Below are 17,371 nucleotides of genomic sequence, written 5' to 3' on the forward strand. Positions count from 1 at the left end.
ACCGCAGATGCGGACCGCAGGGCAGGACAAGGATATGGGCCGAGACTTGGGGCAGGGCCGCGCGCGGGAGCAGCACGGCGCGGGCCGCGCGCCTGTGTCGCAAAGGTGCTTTCGGGTGCCCCCCGCGCATGATAGGCAAGGGCCATGAACCAATTGCCCAGCCTTGACCAGATCCGCCAATGGATCACCGACAATCCGACCCTTGCCTCGAAACGCGATATCGCCAAGGCCTTTGGCATCAAGGGCGGGCCGGAGCGGATAGAGCTCAAGCGCATGTTGCGCGAACTGGAGGCCGAGGGCGGCATCCAGAAGCGCAAGCGCCAGTATCACGAGGCGGGCGCCCTGCCGCCGGTATCGATCCTGCGGGTGCTGGCCCCGGATGCGGCCGGCGATCTTTGGGCGGTGCCGAATGAATGGGTCGGCGAGGATGCACCGCGCATCCAGATCATCACCCGCAAGGGCGATGTCGCGCTTGGGGCGGGCGACCGCATTCTGGGGCGGCTGGAAAAGACCGCTGCCGGCTATGAAGGGCGGCTGATCCGCAAACTTGGCACATCGGCCATCCATGTGCTGGGGGTGTTCCGCAAAAGCCATGAGGGCGGGCGGATCGTCGCGGTCGACAAGGGCAGCGACAAGGAATGGCGGGTGCTGTCCGGCCAGACCATGGATGCCGAGGATGGTGAACTGGTCGAGGGCGAACAGGCCGGGCCAAAGCGCATGGGCCTGCCCACCGCGCGCATCACCGCGCGCCTGGGGGATCCGTCCGGGCCCAAGGCCGTCAGCCTGATCGCGATCCATCAGCATGGCATTCCCGACCAGTTCCCGGCCGAGGTGCTTGCGCAGGCAGACCGCGCCGAACCCGCGCCCTTGGGCGATCGCGAGGATCTGCGCCATCTCGATCTGGTCACCATCGACCCGGTTGATGCGCGCGACCGTGATGATGCGGTGCTGGCGATCCCGGATGACGATCCAGGCAATCCGGGCGGCTTCATCCTCTGGGTCGCGATTGCCGATGTGGCGCATTATGTGACGCCGGGATCGCCCCTGGACCGCGAGGCGCGCAAGCGTGGAAATTCGACCTATTTCCCCGACCGTGTTGTGCCGATGCTGCCGGACGTGCTGTCGGGCGATCTGTGTTCGCTGCATGAAAATGTGGATCGCGCCTGTATGGCGGTGCGCATCCAGATCGACGCGCAGGGGGCCAAGCGCGGCCATCGCTTCACGCGCGGCCTGATGCGCTCGCGCGCGTCGCTGCATTATGGTCAGGTGCAGGCCGCAATCGACGGCGCGGTGGAGCCGAAGCTGGAACCGCTGCTGGATCCGGTGATCCGCCCGCTTTACGCCGCCTATGCCGCGCTGAAAAAGGCGCGCGCGCTGCGCCAGCCGCTGGATCTGGATCTGCCGGAACGCAAGATCATCCTCAGCGATGAGGGCAAGGTGCTGTCGGTTGCCTTCCGCGAACGCTTTGACGCGCATAAGCTGATCGAAGAGGCGATGGTGCTGGCCAATGTCTGCGCCGCCGAAGAACTGATCCGGCTGAAACGTCCGCTGCTGTTCCGAGTGCACGAGGAACCCAGCCCCGAAAAGCTGGAGGCGCTGCGCGAAGTGGCGCAGGCCTCGGGCTTTACGCTGGCCAAGGGGCAGGTGTTGAAGACCGAACACCTGAACCGGCTGCTGGCGCAGGCCGAGGGCACCGAACAGGACGAGCTGATCAATATCACCACGCTGCGCTCCATGACGCAGGCCTATTACAGCCCGCAGAACTTTGGCCATTTCGGGCTGGCCCTGCGCAATTACGCCCATTTCACCTCGCCGATCCGGCGCTATTCCGACCTGATCGTGCATCGCGCGCTGATCGCGGGCCATGGCTGGGGCAAGGATGGCCTCAGCGCCTGGGATATCGAGAATCTCGACGACACCGCCAAGCAGATCTCGGATACCGAGCGGCGCTCGATGGTGGCCGAACGTGATACCAATGACCGCTATCTTGCCGCCTATCTGTCGGACCGGGTCGGGCAGACCTTCACCGGCCGGGTGTCGGGCGTGCAGAAGTTCGGGCTTTTCGTGAAGTTGGACGAGACCGGGGCGGATGGGCTGGTGCCGATCCGCGAGGTCGGGCGCGAGTATTTCTTCTATGATGGCGACAACCAGACCCTGACCGGGGCGGATACCGGGCTGACCATCGGCGCGGGCGCGCGGGTGACCGTGCGGCTGGCTGAGGCGGTGCCGGTGACCGGCGGGCTGACGCTGGAGCTGTTGGAGATCGAGGGCGGCGCGCTGCCCGGCCCGAAACCGGGCAAGGGCAAGGCCGGACGCTATGCACCGCGCAAGCCGGTGCAGGCCGCGATTGCCAAACGCAAGCTGGTGCGCAAGCGTCGGTAAGGCGGTAAGGCGGTAAGGCGGTAAGGCGGTAAGGCGGTAAGGCGGTAAGGCGTGACGCTGTTAGGTGGGGCCTTGGTGTCGCCCAATCGTTTCTGAAGGGGTGACCGAAGCCATGACCGAGGTCATGGGTGTCCTCATCCGCTGCGCCGCTCTGGCTCGCAGGGCACCGGCAAGCCGCCCGCCCCGCCATCGGCGGGCGCTGTCCTTTGTTCCAAACAGGCATGGGGTCTGGCCCGGACCAGACACGCGGGCGTGGAAACGCGATGCGTTTCCTGATCCGCCCGCGATTGGCTTAACAGCTTTGTCACCCCGGCGGGGGCGAAGCGCCCGCCGATGGCGGGGTGGGCACTGGCCGAGGCCTTTGTCGCCCCGGCTCTTCCGTTAGCCTCGTCTGCCCGTGCCCTCGGCAATGGCCAAGGTCAGATGGCTGCGTTCCGGCCTACCTCCCGTCACCTTCCATCCTTTCATCCCTCCGTCACGCATTCTTTATGCGCCCCCGCTGGCCCCGCCGAACGGCAGCGGCTATCGTGCCCACAATCAGGAGTGGCCATGGCCGACGAAACGCCCCTTGAAGAGACACCGCGCTGGTCCGCCAAGGGCCGGCGGATGCGTGGTTTCGAGGCGACCTCGGGCCTGCTGAAAGACCGCATCCGCGCCGCAGGCGAAAGCCGGGGCTTTGCCGTCACCCGCCTGTTGACCCATTGGCCGGATGTGGTGGGCGCCGATCTGGCCCGCGTCACAAGGCCGGTGAAGGTGGGCTATGCCAAGGGGGCCTTCGGCGCCACGCTGACGCTTCTGGTCAAGCCGACTGACGCGCCCATCGTCCAGATGCAACTGCCGCGCATCAAGGATCGGGTGAATGCCTGTTACGGCTATGCCGCCATCGGCCGCGTCACCCTGACCCAGACCGCGCCCATGGGCTTTGCCGAGGGTCAGGCCCAGTTCGGCCCCGCGCCGACCCCGCCCGAGAAACCAGCCCCTTCGCCAGAGATCGCAGCCCTTGCGCGCGAGACAGCCGGGGATGTCCATGACGAGGGGCTGCGCAAGGCGCTTGAAACCCTCGCGCAGAATATCTTAACTCGCCGCAGAACCTGAGAGGCTGAATATGATCAAACTGACCCGTCGCGATGTGGTGACCCTCGCCGGGGGCGCAGCCTTCCTGGCGGCCATGGGCCTTCCGGCCTTTGCCGAGGGCGAAGCTGCCGCCACAACCGATGCGCCGGCTGCCGATGCCCCGGCCACCGCCGATGCCGCCCCCGTCGAGGTGCCGGACCTGGTGCTTGGCAACCCCGATGCCAAGGTGACGCTGACCGAATACGCCTCTTATACCTGCCCGCATTGCGCCAATTTCCATGACGCGGTCTTCAAGCCGCTGAAGGCGGAATATATCGACACCGGCAAGGTGAAGTTCGTCTTCCGTGAGGTCTATTTTGACCGTTACGGCCTCTGGGCCTCGCTGGTGGCGCGCTGCGGCGGTGATATGCGCTATTTCGGCCTCAGCTCCATCCTGTTCGAGAAACAGCGCGAATGGGCGGCCTCGGAGGATCCGATGGTCGTGGTCGAGAATCTGAAGACCATCGGCCGCACCGCTGGCCTGTCGAACGAGCAGCTTGACGCCTGTATGCAGGATGAAAAGATGGTCGAGGCGATGATTGCCAAGTTCCAGAAGGATATGGAGGCCGACGAGGTGCAGGGCACGCCGACGCTTTTCCTCAATGGCACCAAGCATTCCAACATGGCTTATGCCGACCTCAAGGCGCTGATCGACGCGGAGCTTGCGAAGTAACATGACCGGCCAACTGCCCCGCCCGCTTGAGGGGATCCGCGTGATCGAACTGGCCCGCATCCTTGCCGGGCCTTGGGCGGGACAGACCCTGGCCGATCTTGGCGCCGATGTGATCAAGGTGGAGGCCCCCGAGGGCGACGATACCCGTCGCTGGGGGCCGCCCTTCATCGACAATGGCGATGATCGCTCTGCCGCCTATTTCCACGCCACTAACCGGGGCAAGCGTGGTATCACCTGCGATTTCCGCACGCCCGAGGGGCAGGAGACCGTCCGCCGTCTGATCGCCGATGCCGATGTGGTGATCGAGAATTTCAAGCTGGGCGGTCTTGCGAAATACGGGCTGGATTATGACAGCCTGCGCCAGCTGAACCCGCGGCTGATCTATTGCTCGATCACCGGCTTTGGCCAGACCGGGCCTTATGCGCATCGCGCCGGCTATGATTTCATCATTCAGGGCATGGCCGGGCTGATGAGCGTGACTGGCGAGCCTGAAGGCCAGCCGCAAAAGGTGGGCGTGGCGGTGACCGATGTGTTCACCGGCGTCTATGCCGCGACCGCCATTCTGGCAGCGATCATCCAGCGTGGCCGCACTGGCATGGGCCAGCATATCGATATGGCGCTGATGGATGTGGCGACCGCCATCATGGCGAACCAGTCGATGAATTACCTCGCGACAGGCATCGCGCCGCAGAAGATGGGCAATGCCCATCCGAACCTTGCGCCCTATGCGGTGTTTGATTGTGCCGATGGCTGGATCATCCTCGCGACCGGCAATGACAGCCAGTATCGCAAACTGTGTGGCGTTTTGGGCCTGCCCGATCTGGCCGAGGATCCGCGTTTCCTGACCAATGCCGACCGGGTGGCGAACCGGGTCGAGATGACCGCGCTGTTGACCGCTGCGACCAGACGATTCAGCAAGGCCGATCTGCTGGCGGCCTGCGAGGGGGCGGGCGTGCCAGCCGGGCCGATCAATGATATGGCAGGGGTTTTTGCCGATCCGCAGACGCAGGCGCGCGGGATGCAGATCGCGCCGGGCGGCATTCCGGGGGTGCGGGCACCAATGACCTTCTCGGGGGCCGAACTGGCGCTGGACCAGCCCGCGCCGCGCTTGGGGCAGCATCAGGACGAAGTTCTGGGGAAAATCTGAGACTTTCCTGGAAACGGTCCTCGGGTGCAGATGCCGCAATCATGGCCGTGCCTGGAAAGGCCACCGACCAGCGTCGGGGCCGACAACGGATGGATCAGGAACAGAAAAGCTGTTCTCCATCCGCGTCATTGGATCGCAGCACGGCCCGACCTGCGGGCAATGGCTGCCCCGCGCAGGTGCCGATCGGGGGGGCACGATGAGGTGATGGGGCGCTTGTCGGCGCTGCCCCCGCGTGGGCGCTGGCCGCAGGCCTTTGGGCTGCGGCGGTCTTTGGGCTGCGGCGGTCTGGCGACCCCTTCTGGGCCTGACCTGGGCCATGGCCTTCGGTCAGGACAAATCCGCCCCGTACCGCCCAAAGGCCGGGCAATGGCGGCTTTGCTTGCGGGCAGATTGCCGGGCACCGCTTTTCCTTTTCCCTGCCATCGGCTAGGGTCCGGCCAGACCGGATGGAGAGATCCCATGACCCAACGCCTGCACCTCGTTTTTGGCGGCGAGCTTGTCAGCCCTGCAAAGAACGTGTTCAAGGATGTGAAGAACATCCATATCGTCGGGATGTTCCCCGATTATGCCAGCGCCTTCAGCGCCTGGAAGGCCGAGGCACAGCGCACCGTCGATGATGCGCATATGCGTTATTTCATCGCCCATATCCACCGCCTGCGCGATGAGGCCCAGCCCGGCTCCGCCACCGAGGAACTTGGCGTCTAAGGTCTGGTGGCATCCGCATAGACCATGACCCCGCTTGGCCTGTCTCTTTACCATTTCGCTCAGCGGCGCGGGGCCGGATCGGCCGAGATATGGCCGGAACGTCCTTCCGGGCGGTTGATCTGGCTGCACGCGCAAGGGGCCGAGCAGGCCCTTGCCATGGCCGAACTGGCGCGCCATCTGCGGCAGGAAGACGGCCATATCGTGCTGCTGACCGCGCCGGAACGCCCGCCCGGGATTCCCGATGATGTGCTTTGGGCCCCCCCGCCTGCAGAGCGCCCAGAGGCAGTGCGCGCCGCGATGAACCATTGGCGACCCGACGCCCTGCTGTTTTCCGGCGGGGAACTGCGTCCTGCCCTTGTGCATGAGGCGGCGGCGCGTCATCTGCCTATGGCGCTGGTCGAGGCGCGGGCCCCGCATCTGCCTTCGGGCCGCGAAGGCTGGTATCCCGGCCTGCTGAAATCCACGCTGGCGCAGATGCAGGCGGTCTTTGCCGTTGATGATGCGGCCCTGAAGGCGCTGCGCAAGGCGGCGGCCCCGGGCCTAGTGCTTACGGGGCGGATGGAACGTCCCTCGCAGGTTCTGCCCGGCAATGAGGCAGAGCGTGAGGCATTGGCCGCCCTGATGAATACGCGCCCGATCTGGCTGGCGGCTTCTGTGCCCGCCAGCGAGGAGGCGGCGATCATCGAGGCGCATCGCGCGGGCCTCAGGCTTGCGCATCGTCTGTTGCTGATCCTGATGCCGGATGATCCGGCGCGCATCCCGGATCTGGCGGCGCGGCTGGCCGAACGGGAAGGCTGGCAGGTGGCGCAGCGCCCCGCAGATGAGGAACCGGACGCGGAAACCGAGGTGTTCCTGGTCGATAGCAGCGAGATCGGTCTGTGGTATCGGTTGTCGCCGATCACCTTTCTGGGCGGATCACTGGCAGGCGAGGGCTGCCTGCGCGACCCGATGGAGGCAGCAGCCCTTGGGTCTTCGCTGATCCATGGGCCAAGGCCGGGGGCATTCGGCTCGGTGATGGGGCGGCTTGGCGCGGCGCGCGCCGCGCGCTCGGTCGGATCCCCCGTCGATCTGGCTGACGCCCTGGCAGAGCTGCTGTCACCCGACCGCGCCGCGAAACTGGCGCAGGCCGCCTGGGCTATCGCATCGGACGGGGTGGAGGCGACAGTGCGGGTTCATCAGTTGATCCGCAAGATGTTGGGGGAAGACTGATGCAGGCGCCCGATTTCTGGTATCGTGACCAGCGCACGCCAATCGCCCGCCTGCTGTCCCCCCTTGGCTGGGCCTATGGCCGTGCGACGGCAAAGCGGGTGGCGCAGCCGGGCTATCGCGCCGGGGTGCCGGTGATCTGCGTGGGCAATCTGTCGGTCGGTGGCACCGGCAAGACCCCCACCGCGATTGCGCTGATCGAACAGTTGCCGGGCGTTCATATCGTGACGCGCGGCCATGGCGGCAGTCTGGCCGGGCCGGTGCAGGTCGCGCCGCGCCATCTGGCGGCGGAGGTCGGTGACGAGCCGTTGCTGCTTGCGGCCTTTGCCCCGACATGGGTCGCGAAAGATCGCGCCGCAGGCGTGCGCGCGGCAGAAGCGGCCGGCGCACGGGTGATCTTGCTTGATGATGGGTTCCAGAATCCGGCGGTGGTCAAGGATCTGTCCATCGTGGTGGTCGATGCCGCGCGCGGCTTCGGCAACGGGCTGTGCCTGCCCGCAGGACCCTTGCGCGAGCCGGTGGCCGAGGGGATGAAACGCGCCGATCTGCTGCTGTCGATCGGTTCGGATGCGGCGCAGGATGCCTTTGCCGCGCAATATGCCAGCCCGGTGCCGCATCTGCGCGGCCGGCTGGAGCCGCTGGCCATGGGCATGGATTGGACGGGTGAACGGGTTCTGGCCTTTGCCGGTATCGGCAACCCCGAGAAATTCTTCACCACCCTGCGCGAACAGGGGGCCGAGGTGGTGCGCGGCGTGGCGTTGGATGACCATCAGCCGCTGGCCCCCGCGTTGCTGACCCGGCTGGAGGCCGAGGCGATGGCGCTTGGTGCCCAGCTTGTCACCACCGAAAAGGATGCAGTGCGTTTGCCTGCGGCCTTCCGTCCCCGGGTGCTGACCCTGCCGGTGCGCTTGCGGCTGCTGGACCGGGCCCCGCTGGACGATGCGCTGGCGGGCCTCGGTCTCTGATACCGCCCGCCCGCAAAGGCCGTCCCCCTGCACAGGCCGCTTGCCCGCAATGCCCGTTCCAGCATAGGAGAGGCGGGCATAGCGTGGAGACGATCATGGCCAGCGACGAGACCCAGCCCGATACCGGCCCGGAGAATGGCCCTGAGACCGTGATGGACGGCGGAACAGAACCCGCAAAGCCCAAACGTCGCCAGCAGGTCTATACGCTTGTGGTCGAGGTTGGCCGCAAGGCGGGTGACGGCCTGCCGGACAAGGCCACGGGTGCTGCCCTGATGATCTATGCCAGCGGCGTCGACGAGGCCGAGGCGGTGCGCGAGACCGTGGCGATTTTGAAACAGGCCGATCTGGCACCGCTTGATGTATCGGGCTATGGCGCGTTGGAAGAACGTGAGGCGGCGGGCGATGAGATCGACACCGAGGAACGCGCCCTGATGCAGCGTGCGCTGGATGAGAACTCGGTCATCGTGGCGCAGATGACGCCGTTCTTCGATTGATCGCTTCAGCCAGTTGTTTCATTCCTGCCGGTTGCCGCTGACCCGACCGAGCATCAGCAAAAGCGGCATCGTCTCGTAGCGGGCCAGAACGGGGCGCGTGGCGGGGGCTGCGCGATCATCATGCACGGCGGTCAGGAAGGCGATGCCCTCGCCTGCGATCAGGTTCGCGCCGCCGATATCAAGTGAAACGGTCTGCGTCAGCAAGCGGCGGCTGTCGAAATGCGCGGCGCGCCCGTCGGCCATGTCGCGGGCGCGGGCCAACACTTCCTCATGGTCGAACAGATGCTCGATCTCCGCACCATCCAGCAGGATCTGCTGATCAGCGCTGACCAGCATGTCGCGCTGATCGCCAAAATAGGGTGCGCGCAGCAGGACCGGCGCGTGGCTGCCCCGGCTCGGCAGATCCAGATGCCGGACCGAAAGCAGCGGAACTGCGCGCCCGTCATGCGTCATCACCATCTCGCCGCGCTGCAACAGTCCGGCGGCGCGCAAGCCGGTGGGCGTGACGATGGGCGTGCGTGGCCCGATCCAGGGCGCGTGGCGGGGCAGAGCGTCGTGATGGGTGACCCCGAACCACAACAGACCCGGATGCCGCAACGTCTGGGGGCCATTGTGGCAGAGCGCCTCCAGATCATGCAGCCGCAGCGGCAGCGCGCCGCGGCCTTCCACCTGCGCCGTGCCGGGCTCGCCGGGGCGTTCATAACGCAGTGACCACAGATCCGCGCGGCAATTCCAGTGAAAGGTGATGCGCGCCACGCCGACACCCGCGGCCAAGGGGCCGGGAAGCCGCGCGCGCAAGACCCGTTCCCCGTCGCGCATCAGCAGGCCTATTCCGCTGCCGCCGTCGAAAAACAGCGAGAAGATGCGCGATCCCTCGCAATGATCCAGCACGATGCCGCCCTGTTGCAGCGGCAGCGGCAATTCGCAGATCAGCGCCCCGCGCGCCAGGGCTTGCGTCTCGCCGGGGCGGCGGCCCGCAATCTCGGTCGGTTGATCGGACAGCACGATCCAGCCGCTGCCCGATGGCTGCGCTAGGGGATGCTCTGCCCTAAGGCGATGCTGGCTCTGGCCTGCCGCCAATTGCCCCAACCTTCTTTTTCGCCGGTTTTGCACAGGCTTGCCCGATGCTCATCACAAAATGTCGACGCAAGGCAAGTCTTTCGGTTATCGATTGCGCGGGTTCCGGGCCAGTGCGGCGCATTTGCCCCGGCTTGCGCCCAAAGGGGGCAACCTTTATCCCGGTGACACATGCCTGAGGAGCCCGCCATGACCCTGTCCCACCCGCCCGTCGATCCGGTTCAGCTGACCGCCGATCTGATCCGATGCGCCTCGGTCACGCCGGTGGAGGGCGGGGCGCTGCAACTGCTGGAGGGGCTGCTGTCCGGCGCGGGCTTCACCTGCACGCGCGTGGATCGTGGCGGGGTGGCCAATCTTTACGCCCGCTGGGGCGCGCGGGGCGCGAACCGCAGCTTTGGCTTCAACGGCCATACCGATGTGGTGCCGGTGGGGGATGCCAGCGCCTGGACGCATGACCCCTTTGGCGGCGAGATCATCGACGGCGTGCTGTGGGGGCGCGGTGCCACCGATATGAAATCGGGTGTTGCGGCCTTTGCGGCGGCGGCGGTGGATTTCGTCCGCGAGACCCCGCCCGATGGCGCGGTGATCCTGGCGATCACCGGTGATGAGGAGGGCGACGCCGAGCACGGCACTGTGGCGCTGCTGGACTGGATGGCTGCACAGGGCGAGCGGATGACCGATTGCCTTGTCGGCGAGCCGACCTGCCCGAACGAGATGGGCGAGATGATGAAGATCGGGCGGCGCGGCTCGATGACCTGCTGGTTCACCGCACATGGTGTGCAGGGTCACAGCGCCTATCCGCACCGGGCGAAGAACCCGATGAGCGCGCTGGTGCGGCTGATGACGCGGCTGGAGGCCGCGCCGCTGGATGCAGGAACCGAACATTTTGATGCCTCGACCTTGGCAATCACCACCATCGATTGTGGAAATCCTGCCAATAACGTCATTCCGGCGCGCGGCACGGCCACGGTGAACATTCGCTTCAACGATGCCCATTCCGGCGAAAGCCTGACCGCATGGCTGACCGGCCATGCGCAGGCGGTGGAGGCCGAGACCGGCGTGCGGATCGAGATGCGGGTGCAGATTTCGGGTGAAAGTTTCCTGACGCCGCCGGGGGATCTGTCGGGGCTGATCGCCGATGCGGTCGAGGCCGAGCTTGGTCGGCGACCGGAATATTCAACCTCGGGCGGCACATCGGATGCACGTTTCGTGAAGAACCATTGCCCGGTCGTCGAATTCGGTCTTGTCGGCAAGACCATGCATCAGGTGGATGAGCGGGTGGAGGTGGCGCAGATCGTGCAGCTGAAATCGATCTATAGCCGCATCCTGCGCGATTACTTCGCATGATCTGGCAGATCGCGGAAACCGCCGATATCGCCGCCTGTGTCGCGCTGCGCCGCGCGGTGTTCATCGAGGAACAGGGGATCAGCGAAGCGGATGAACTGGATGATCTGGACGGGCAGGCGGTGCATCTGCTGGCGGTGATGAGCGGCGAGAGCGTCGGCACTGCACGGCTGCTGCAAAAGGGGACGACTGGCAAGATCGGCCGGGTCTGTGTGCTGCCGCAGGCGCGCGGCACCGGACTGGGGGCGGCACTGATCCGGGCCGGGATCGCCCATTTCGAGGCCCGACCGGGCTTTGCGCGCGTCTATCTCAGCGCGCAGACCCATGCGCTCGGGTTTTATGAAAAGCTCGGCTTCGTGGCGGAAGGCGAGGCTTATGATGACGCGGGCATCCCACACCGGGACATGTTTCGGCCCTTGTGACGGAGGGCGGCGCTTTCCTCTGCCCAGAGGTCCCCAAGACGGGAGCCTGCGGCCCCAGATCCCCGCACAGACCAGGGGCTTGATCTGCCAAGTTCATGCTTTGCCTGGCGGCCTTCTGTCCCCGGCCTGCCGTTTGGACGGGGGGCTTTCCGCCCCCCGGACCCCCCGAGGATATTTGTGAACAGATGAGAGGGGGGTGCTTGCCAGCGGCATGGCATGTCGGGGGCGGGACAGCGGGCCACAGGCATCCGGCCTAGGAATTGCGGATGACCGCGCTCGGCTCGCCCGCACAGACCACTCTGATCGGCATCCTTTGTGCCGTGGCGGGGCCTGTGATCCTGTCGGTCAATGATGTGGCGATCAAATCGTTGTCGGGCTCATACGCGCTGCATCAGGTGGTCCTGACCCGCTCGTTGATCTCGATCCTGTTTCTTCTGGGCTTCATGGGGCTGGCGGGCGGATATCGCCAGATCCTGACCAGGCGGCCGCTGGCGCATCTGCTGCGGGTCAGTTTCGTCATGCTGTCGAACATCACCTATTTTCTGGGTCTTGCGGCGCTGCCGCTGGCCGATGCGGTGGCGATTGCCTTTGTCAGCCCGCTGGTGGTTACCCTGCTGTCGGTATTGGTGCTGGGCGAGACGGTCGGGCCGCGCCGCTGGGCGGCGGTCATTGTCGGCATGATCGGCGTCATGGTGATGATGCGGCCGGGAAGTGGTGCATTGCAGCCAGCGGCGATCCTCGTCTTCGTGTCGGCCTTCACCTATGCCTCGACCCATATGATGACGCGTCGGTTGCGCGATACCGAAAGCGCGGCCACGCTGAGTTTCTATGTGCAATGCGGCTTCATTCTGGTCTGCACCGGCATGGGGCTGACAGTGGGCGACGGCCATCTGGCGGGGTCCGAAAACCCGTTGCTGGCCTTTCTGTTTCGCGGCTGGGTCTGGCCTGCCATGGCGGATTGGCCGGCCTTTCTGGCCACCGGACTATCGGTCGCGATTGGTGGGCTGCTGGTCAGTCAGGCTTACCGGCTCTGTGAGGCGGCGGTGGTCGCGCCCTTTGAATATTCTGCGATGCCGCTCGCGATATTGTGGGGCGTGGTGTTTTTCGGGCAAAGCCCGGACCGGACCGCATGGATCGGGATTGCGCTGATCTGCGGTGCGGGCCTTTATGTACTCTGGCGGGAAACCCGATTGGGGAGAAGGTGATGACGGTTGCGGCGGTGGTCTTCGACATCGGCAATGTGTTGATCGAATGGAACCCGGAGCGGTTCTATGATTGGCAGATCGGGCGCGCCAATCGCGAGGCGATGTTTGCCGAGGTCGACCTGCATCGCATGAACGACCTGATCGATGGCGGCGCGCTGTTCAAGGAAACCATCTATGAATGGGCCGATATCTATCCCGACTGGTCGGACGAGATCCGCATGTGGTTCGACAACTGGATCGACATGGCCTCCCCCCGGATCGAGGGCTCCATCGCGCTCATGCGGGCCCTGCGGGCCAAGGGGGTGCCGGTCTTCGCGCTGACGAATTTCGGCACCCATTCCTACGATTATGCCCGCACGCAATATGAGTTTCTGACGGAATTTGACCGTGAATATGTCTCGGGCCGGATGGGGGTGACCAAGCCCGATCCGCGTATCTTTGCGCTGGTCGAGGCCGATTGCGGCGTTGCACCCGAACGCCTGCTCTTTGTCGATGATCGCCCGGATAATATCGCCGCCGCCGAGGCGCGCGGCTGGCAATGCCACCGCTTCGAGACTTGGCAGGGCTGGGCGCGGCGTCTGGTGGCAGAGGGCCTGCTGACCGAGGCCGAGGCGGGTCTTTGACGGAGCTGTCGGGCGGATCATCATCCGATCCCACGCCGGACAACCGCAATTTTCTGTCTAAAAAATATCCTCAGGGGGGAGGGCTGAAGGCCTGAGGGGGCGCGAGCGCCCCCGACAGCTCAGCCCTCAATCGCCCGGCCCGCCGCGCGCACCGCGCGTTCCAGTGCCTCCAGAAAGCGCGAGCGGTCGGCTTTGCCGAACGGTTTGCCGCCGCCCTGCCGGAAGGGATCGGCGCTGCGCAGATCCTGCATCAGATCGCGCGTGGCCAAGGCCATGCCGATATTGGCCGTCGTCAGCGCCTCGCCATTATGTTTGACGACCAGCGCGCCCGCAGCCACGCATTTCGCGGCCAGCGGGATATCCCCGGTCACCACCACATCGCCCGTCTTCGCGTGATCGGCGATCCATTTATCGGCCTCATCCGGGCCTTCGCTGACAAAGACGCTTTCGACCAGCGGATTGGCGGAAGGCCGGATGCCGCCATTGGAGACCAGCACCATGCGCAGACGGTGGCGGGTGGCCACCGTCTCGGCCTCGGCCTTTACCGGGCAGGCATCGGCATCGATATAGATCGCGCGCCCTGTCATCGGTCGTAAAGCGCCGCGGCATGGAAGCCGATATGGTCTTCGATGAAGGTCGAGACGAAGAAATAGCTGTGGTCATAGCCCTTCTGCATCCGGAAGATGCCGCCCTGACGGCGTGCCGCCATGGCCTCTGCCAAGGCCTCGGGCTTGAGCAGATCAAGGAACTGGTCGGATGCGCCCTGATCGATCAGGATCGGACCGTCAAAGCCGCGCTTCTTCATCAGAAGGGTCGCGTCATGGGGTGCCCATTTCGTCTCATCCGCGCCGAGATAGGCGGTGAACTGCTTGCGGCCCCAGTCGCTGGCCGAAGGGTTGGCGATGGGCGAAAAGGCCGAGACCGAGCGGAAGCGGCCCGGAAAGCTCATCGCGATGGTCAGCGCGCCATGCCCGCCCATGGAATGGCCGGTGATCGCCTGCCGCCCCTCGGCCAGCGGGAAGGCCTTGAAGACCAGATCGGGCAGCTCTTCGGTCACATAATCCCACATGCGGAAATGTTGTGCCCAGGGGGCTTCGGTCGCATTGACATAGAAGCCCGCGCCCTGGCCCAGATCATAGGCATCATCATTGGCGACCCCCTCGCCGCGCGGGCTGGTATCGGGGAAGATCAGGCCGATCCCGGCCTCGGCCGCCCATTTCTGGGCACCTGCCTTCACCATGGCATTCTCATGCGTGCAGGTCAGGCCCGACAGATACCACAGGACCGGCACTGGGCCACTTTCGGCCTCTTCCGGCAGGAACAGGCCGAAGGTCATGTCGACGCCGCAGGCATCAGAAGCATGGCTGTAGACGCCCTGGACGCCCCCGAAACAACGGTTCTCGGAAATGGTCTTCATCGGTTCTCCCTCAGCCCGTGATCCAGGCGATGATGGTCGTGACGGTCAGGATGCTGAACGCCGTGGAAATCAGAATGGCGGTGGAAACGCGCTGTGGTGCCACGCCGTAATGCTGAGCCAGAATATAGACATTCCCGGCAACCGGAAGGCTGGCCGCAGCGACCATGACGCCCGCGGCCCCCGGCTCTACCGGGAAGATCCAGAAGGCGGCAATGGCGACAAGGGCCGGGTGCAGCACAAGCTTCGCGAAGCTGAGCCATGCGGCATCCGCCAGCCGCGTGACGCCCCGCCCGGCAAGGGACGCCCCGATGGCAAACAGCGCGCCGGGCGTGGCCGCCGCCCCCAGTAGCGCCAGATAGTCATTGACCGGCCCCGGAACCGGCAAATGCAGCCCCGACCAGATCAGCCCCAGCACGATCGAGACGACCATCGGGTTCTTCACCCAGCCAAGGGCCAGCGTCTTCACCGTGGCAAGGCCGGGGCTGCCGCCGCGCGCGCCCGCGATGATCAGCGTGATCAGCGAGGAAAACACCACCATGTCGACTGTCAGCACCATCAAGACCGGCCCGGCTGCCTGCGGCCCCAGCAGCACGACCAGCATCGGCACGCCCAGAAAGCCGGTATTGCCGGATTGGGCGCATTGCGCCTCCATCGCGGCCACTTCGATGCTGCGCCCCCGCATCCGCGATACCGCCATGACGCCCGCATAAAGCAGGCTGGAGGCCGCCAGATAGGCAAGAACGAAGGGAAGATCGAAGATCTCGCCAAGGCTCAGATTGGCGGCAAAGCGAAACAGCATCGCCGAAAGCGCGAAGAAAAAGACGAATTTCGTGATCCATGCCACGCCCTCGGGCGGGATCATGCGGATGCGTCCGGCCAGATATCCGGTGCCGATCAGGGCGAAGAATGGCAAGGTTTTCAGGAGGATCGGCAGCATGTCCAGCGTTGCGAAGCGAGGGGGCGGGCAGGTTGGCGGTCGCAGAGTTCCACGCAGGCCCCCGGGATGCAACCGCTTTGACGACAAAAGACCTGCGCTGCGTGGCCTGTGCCAAGCGCGACCAGGCCTGGGCCAGCCTGGCGCTGCACCCCATTGTCGCATCAGGCGGCAAACGAGGCGGGGCGTGGTGGTCCCGTCTCCGCCCGCGCAACGCCCCATGCGCGATCGTCAGGCCAAATGCTCGGGCCAGAAAGAACAGACCCGGATCCGGCCAAAGCCTCAGGCGCTATGCGCGCCAGAGGCCAGATCGGCGACGCGGGCCAGAATCTCGGCCAGCGGTTTGCCTGCGCCGATTTCCTTCACGATGGCAGACCCTACCACGCAGCCATCTGCGATGCTGGCAATGTCGCGGGCGTTTTCAGCGGTGTTGATGCCAAAGCCCACGATGACCGGCAGATCGGTCGATTGCTTGATGCGTGCCACTTCCGGGCCGACAGCAGCGGCTTGCGCCGCGGCGGCCCCGGTGATGCCGGTGACCGAGACGTAATAGACAAAGCCCGATGTGTTCTTCAGAACGGCCGGCAGGCGTTTTGCGTCCGTCGTCGGCGTGGCCAGCCGGATGAAGTTGATGCCCGCAGCCTGGGCTGGCAGGCACAGCTCGCTGTCTTCCTCGGGCGGCAGGTCGACCACGATCAGCCCGTCAATCCCGGCCTCTCTGGCCTCGGCCAGAAAACGATCCACGCCGCGCGCATAGATCGGGTTGTAATAGCCCATCAGCACGATCGGGGTTTCAGAGTCGCCCGTCCTGAAGGCGCGGACCATATCCAGAACCTTGTCCATGGTCATGCCGCCATCCAGCGCCCGCTGGCCCGCAAGCTGGATCGTCGGTCCATCGGCCATCGGATCGGTGAAGGGCATACCCAGTTCGATCACGTCGACGCCCGCCCCCGGCAGGCCCTTCATCACCGCAAGCGACGTGTCCAGGTCCGGGTCGCCCCCCATGATATAGGCGACAAAGGCCTTTTTGCCTTCGGCCTTGAGCTTGGCGAATTTGGCGTCGATCCGGGTCATCGGGCGTCCTCTTGTCTGATCCGTCCGATGTGCAGAAAAGCGCCAGGAAAGGCAAGGGAAACAAGGCAGGGGGCGTTGGGCGAGGCGAACAGCGGGGGAAGCGGGGCGCGAGGGGCCCTGAACCTTCAGTCCGCGCGTGGCGTGGCGGCGATCATCCAATGCGTGCCGAAACGGTCTTTCAGCATCCCATAGCCATTGGACCAGAAGGTCTGGCCGAAGGGCAGCATGATCTCGGCCCCGTCGGATAGGGCCGCGAAGATGCGGGCCGCATCGTCGATATCGGCAGCGAAGTGGCTGATTGACACGGCTTTTTGCGGATCTGGCACCATGCCGGGCGGGAAATCCCCGGCCATCATGATACGCCCGCCAACCGCAAGCGTGCTGTGCATCACCAGATCCGACCCCGCATATTCGGGCGGCGCATCGGGCATATCGGCGTAGCGCATCATTTGCAGGTCTCCCCCGAAGACAGATTGATAAAACGCCATCGCCTGCGCGCAGGTGCCGGGGAAGTGGATATAGGGATCGAAGGACATGGGCGCGCTCCGGCAGGGGTGTGGGGGGCCCAGATTGCCACGCGGGCCCCCGGT

Annotated in this window: 18 protein-coding genes; 12 read left to right on the top strand and 6 right to left on the bottom strand. The window is 65.4% G+C overall.

Translation table 11 applies throughout. The features are described 5' to 3' along the window. Positions 1-144: 144 nt before the first annotated feature. From rnr to GBJ34_RS07145, 8 genes are all read left to right on the top strand, one after another. On the top strand, positions 145-2,382 hold the full coding sequence (gene rnr, locus GBJ34_RS07110) for a ribonuclease R (RefSeq protein WP_151718574.1): 2,238 nt from the start codon (positions 145-147) through the stop codon (positions 2,380-2,382). A 549-nt stretch (positions 2,383-2,931) separates the two neighbouring features. Further along, positions 2,932-3,477 (top strand): DUF721 domain-containing protein, encoded by a 546-nt coding sequence (locus GBJ34_RS07115; protein WP_226341079.1) that lies wholly within the window; start codon positions 2,932-2,934, stop codon positions 3,475-3,477. Between the two features lie 10 nt (positions 3,478-3,487). Further along, positions 3,488-4,168, top strand: a complete 681-nt coding sequence (locus tag GBJ34_RS07120; protein WP_226341080.1) for a DsbA family protein — start codon at positions 3,488-3,490, stop codon at positions 4,166-4,168. A gap of 13 nt (positions 4,169-4,181) precedes the next feature. Then, positions 4,182-5,315, top strand: coding sequence for a CaiB/BaiF CoA transferase family protein (locus GBJ34_RS07125; protein WP_151718693.1), 1,134 nt, complete (start codon positions 4,182-4,184; stop codon positions 5,313-5,315). Positions 5,316-5,774: 459 nt separating this feature from the next. Next, positions 5,775-6,020: a DUF4170 domain-containing protein gene (locus GBJ34_RS07130; protein ID WP_151718575.1), complete on the top strand. Its 246-nt coding sequence runs from the start codon at positions 5,775-5,777 to the stop codon at positions 6,018-6,020. Between the two features lie 24 nt (positions 6,021-6,044). Then, positions 6,045-7,229: a 3-deoxy-D-manno-octulosonic acid transferase gene (locus GBJ34_RS07135; RefSeq protein ID WP_151718576.1), complete on the top strand. Its 1,185-nt coding sequence runs from the start codon at positions 6,045-6,047 to the stop codon at positions 7,227-7,229. Continuing rightward, complete coding sequence (gene lpxK, locus GBJ34_RS07140) at positions 7,229-8,191, top strand: tetraacyldisaccharide 4'-kinase (RefSeq protein ID WP_151718577.1); 963 nt, start codon at positions 7,229-7,231, stop codon at positions 8,189-8,191. The genes GBJ34_RS07135 and lpxK overlap by 1 nt, the downstream gene beginning before the upstream one ends. A 152-nt stretch (positions 8,192-8,343) precedes the next feature. Next, complete coding sequence (locus GBJ34_RS07145; protein ID WP_151718694.1) at positions 8,344-8,685, top strand: hypothetical protein; 342 nt, start codon at positions 8,344-8,346, stop codon at positions 8,683-8,685. An 18-nt stretch (positions 8,686-8,703) separates the two neighbouring features. On the opposite strand, the gene GBJ34_RS07150 is transcribed toward GBJ34_RS07145, so the two are convergent. Next, entirely contained in the window at positions 8,704-9,690 is a 987-nt protein-coding gene (locus GBJ34_RS07150) for a Hint domain-containing protein (RefSeq protein ID WP_151718578.1), read from the bottom strand. 261 nt (positions 9,691-9,951) lie between these two features. Between GBJ34_RS07150 and dapE the strand changes: the two genes are divergently transcribed. The 4 genes from dapE (at position 9,952) to GBJ34_RS07170 (ending at position 13,356) form a co-directional block, all read left to right on the top strand. Further along, positions 9,952-11,109 (top strand): succinyl-diaminopimelate desuccinylase, encoded by a 1,158-nt coding sequence (gene dapE / locus GBJ34_RS07155; RefSeq protein ID WP_151718579.1) that lies wholly within the window; start codon positions 9,952-9,954, stop codon positions 11,107-11,109. Then, positions 11,106-11,528 (top strand): GNAT family N-acetyltransferase, encoded by a 423-nt coding sequence (locus GBJ34_RS07160; protein WP_151718580.1) that lies wholly within the window; start codon positions 11,106-11,108, stop codon positions 11,526-11,528. The genes dapE and GBJ34_RS07160 overlap by 4 nt, the downstream gene beginning before the upstream one ends. A 266-nt stretch (positions 11,529-11,794) precedes the next feature. Beyond that, positions 11,795-12,733, top strand: a complete 939-nt coding sequence (locus GBJ34_RS07165) for a DMT family transporter (protein WP_151718581.1) — start codon at positions 11,795-11,797, stop codon at positions 12,731-12,733. After that, positions 12,733-13,356: an HAD family hydrolase gene (locus GBJ34_RS07170; protein WP_151718582.1), complete on the top strand. Its 624-nt coding sequence runs from the start codon at positions 12,733-12,735 to the stop codon at positions 13,354-13,356. The genes GBJ34_RS07165 and GBJ34_RS07170 overlap by 1 nt, the downstream gene beginning before the upstream one ends. Before the next feature lie 119 nt (positions 13,357-13,475). Here GBJ34_RS07170 and GBJ34_RS07175 read toward each other — a convergent pair whose 3' ends face one another. From GBJ34_RS07175 to GBJ34_RS07195, 5 genes are all read right to left on the bottom strand, one after another. Continuing rightward, positions 13,476-13,943: a YaiI/YqxD family protein gene (locus GBJ34_RS07175; RefSeq protein ID WP_151718583.1), complete on the bottom strand. Its 468-nt coding sequence runs from the start codon at positions 13,941-13,943 to the stop codon at positions 13,476-13,478. Then, a complete protein-coding gene (fghA, locus tag GBJ34_RS07180) occupies positions 13,940-14,773 on the bottom strand; it encodes an S-formylglutathione hydrolase (protein ID WP_151718584.1) in 834 nt (277 codons plus the stop codon). Before fghA ends, GBJ34_RS07175 begins: the two co-directional genes overlap by 4 nt. A gap of 10 nt (positions 14,774-14,783) precedes the next feature. Beyond that, positions 14,784-15,710 carry an AEC family transporter gene (locus GBJ34_RS07185; protein WP_151718585.1) on the bottom strand — a complete coding sequence of 309 codons (927 nt, stop codon included), beginning with the start codon at positions 15,708-15,710 and terminating at the stop codon, positions 14,784-14,786. Positions 15,711-15,989: 279 nt separating this feature from the next. Next, positions 15,990-16,781, bottom strand: a complete 792-nt coding sequence (gene trpA / locus GBJ34_RS07190) for a tryptophan synthase subunit alpha (RefSeq protein ID WP_151718586.1) — start codon at positions 16,779-16,781, stop codon at positions 15,990-15,992. A gap of 125 nt (positions 16,782-16,906) precedes the next feature. Next, positions 16,907-17,317 (bottom strand): VOC family protein, encoded by a 411-nt coding sequence (locus GBJ34_RS07195; RefSeq protein ID WP_151718587.1) that lies wholly within the window; start codon positions 17,315-17,317, stop codon positions 16,907-16,909. Positions 17,318-17,371: the final 54 nt, after the last annotated feature.

The organism is Gemmobacter serpentinus (genome assembly GCF_008973825.1).
Lineage (GTDB): Bacteria > Pseudomonadota > Alphaproteobacteria > Rhodobacterales > Rhodobacteraceae > Gemmobacter > Gemmobacter serpentinus.

Excerpts from the sequence above, each read along its gene's own strand:
- rnr (WP_151718574.1), top strand. The coding sequence starts at position 145 with ATGAACCAATTGCCCAGCCTTGACCAGATCCGCCAATGGATCACCGAC.
- GBJ34_RS07115 (WP_226341079.1), top strand. The coding sequence starts at position 2,932 with ATGGCCGACGAAACGCCCCTTGAAGAGACACCGCGCTGGTCCGCCAAG.
- GBJ34_RS07120 (WP_226341080.1), top strand. The coding sequence starts at position 3,488 with ATGATCAAACTGACCCGTCGCGATGTGGTGACCCTCGCCGGGGGCGCA.
- GBJ34_RS07130 (WP_151718575.1), top strand. The coding sequence starts at position 5,775 with ATGACCCAACGCCTGCACCTCGTTTTTGGCGGCGAGCTTGTCAGCCCT.
- GBJ34_RS07135 (WP_151718576.1), top strand. The coding sequence starts at position 6,045 with ATGACCCCGCTTGGCCTGTCTCTTTACCATTTCGCTCAGCGGCGCGGG.
- lpxK (WP_151718577.1), top strand. The coding sequence starts at position 7,229 with ATGCAGGCGCCCGATTTCTGGTATCGTGACCAGCGCACGCCAATCGCC.
- GBJ34_RS07145 (WP_151718694.1), top strand. The coding sequence starts at position 8,344 with ATGGACGGCGGAACAGAACCCGCAAAGCCCAAACGTCGCCAGCAGGTC.
- dapE (WP_151718579.1), top strand. The coding sequence starts at position 9,952 with ATGACCCTGTCCCACCCGCCCGTCGATCCGGTTCAGCTGACCGCCGAT.
- GBJ34_RS07160 (WP_151718580.1), top strand. The coding sequence starts at position 11,106 with ATGATCTGGCAGATCGCGGAAACCGCCGATATCGCCGCCTGTGTCGCG.
- GBJ34_RS07165 (WP_151718581.1), top strand. The coding sequence starts at position 11,795 with ATGACCGCGCTCGGCTCGCCCGCACAGACCACTCTGATCGGCATCCTT.
- GBJ34_RS07170 (WP_151718582.1), top strand. The coding sequence starts at position 12,733 with ATGACGGTTGCGGCGGTGGTCTTCGACATCGGCAATGTGTTGATCGAA.
- GBJ34_RS07175 (WP_151718583.1), bottom strand. The coding sequence starts at position 13,943 with ATGACAGGGCGCGCGATCTATATCGATGCCGATGCCTGCCCGGTAAAG.
- fghA (WP_151718584.1), bottom strand. The coding sequence starts at position 14,773 with ATGAAGACCATTTCCGAGAACCGTTGTTTCGGGGGCGTCCAGGGCGTC.
- GBJ34_RS07185 (WP_151718585.1), bottom strand. The coding sequence starts at position 15,710 with ATGCTGCCGATCCTCCTGAAAACCTTGCCATTCTTCGCCCTGATCGGC.
- trpA (WP_151718586.1), bottom strand. The coding sequence starts at position 16,781 with ATGACCCGGATCGACGCCAAATTCGCCAAGCTCAAGGCCGAAGGCAAA.
- GBJ34_RS07195 (WP_151718587.1), bottom strand. The coding sequence starts at position 17,317 with ATGTCCTTCGATCCCTATATCCACTTCCCCGGCACCTGCGCGCAGGCG.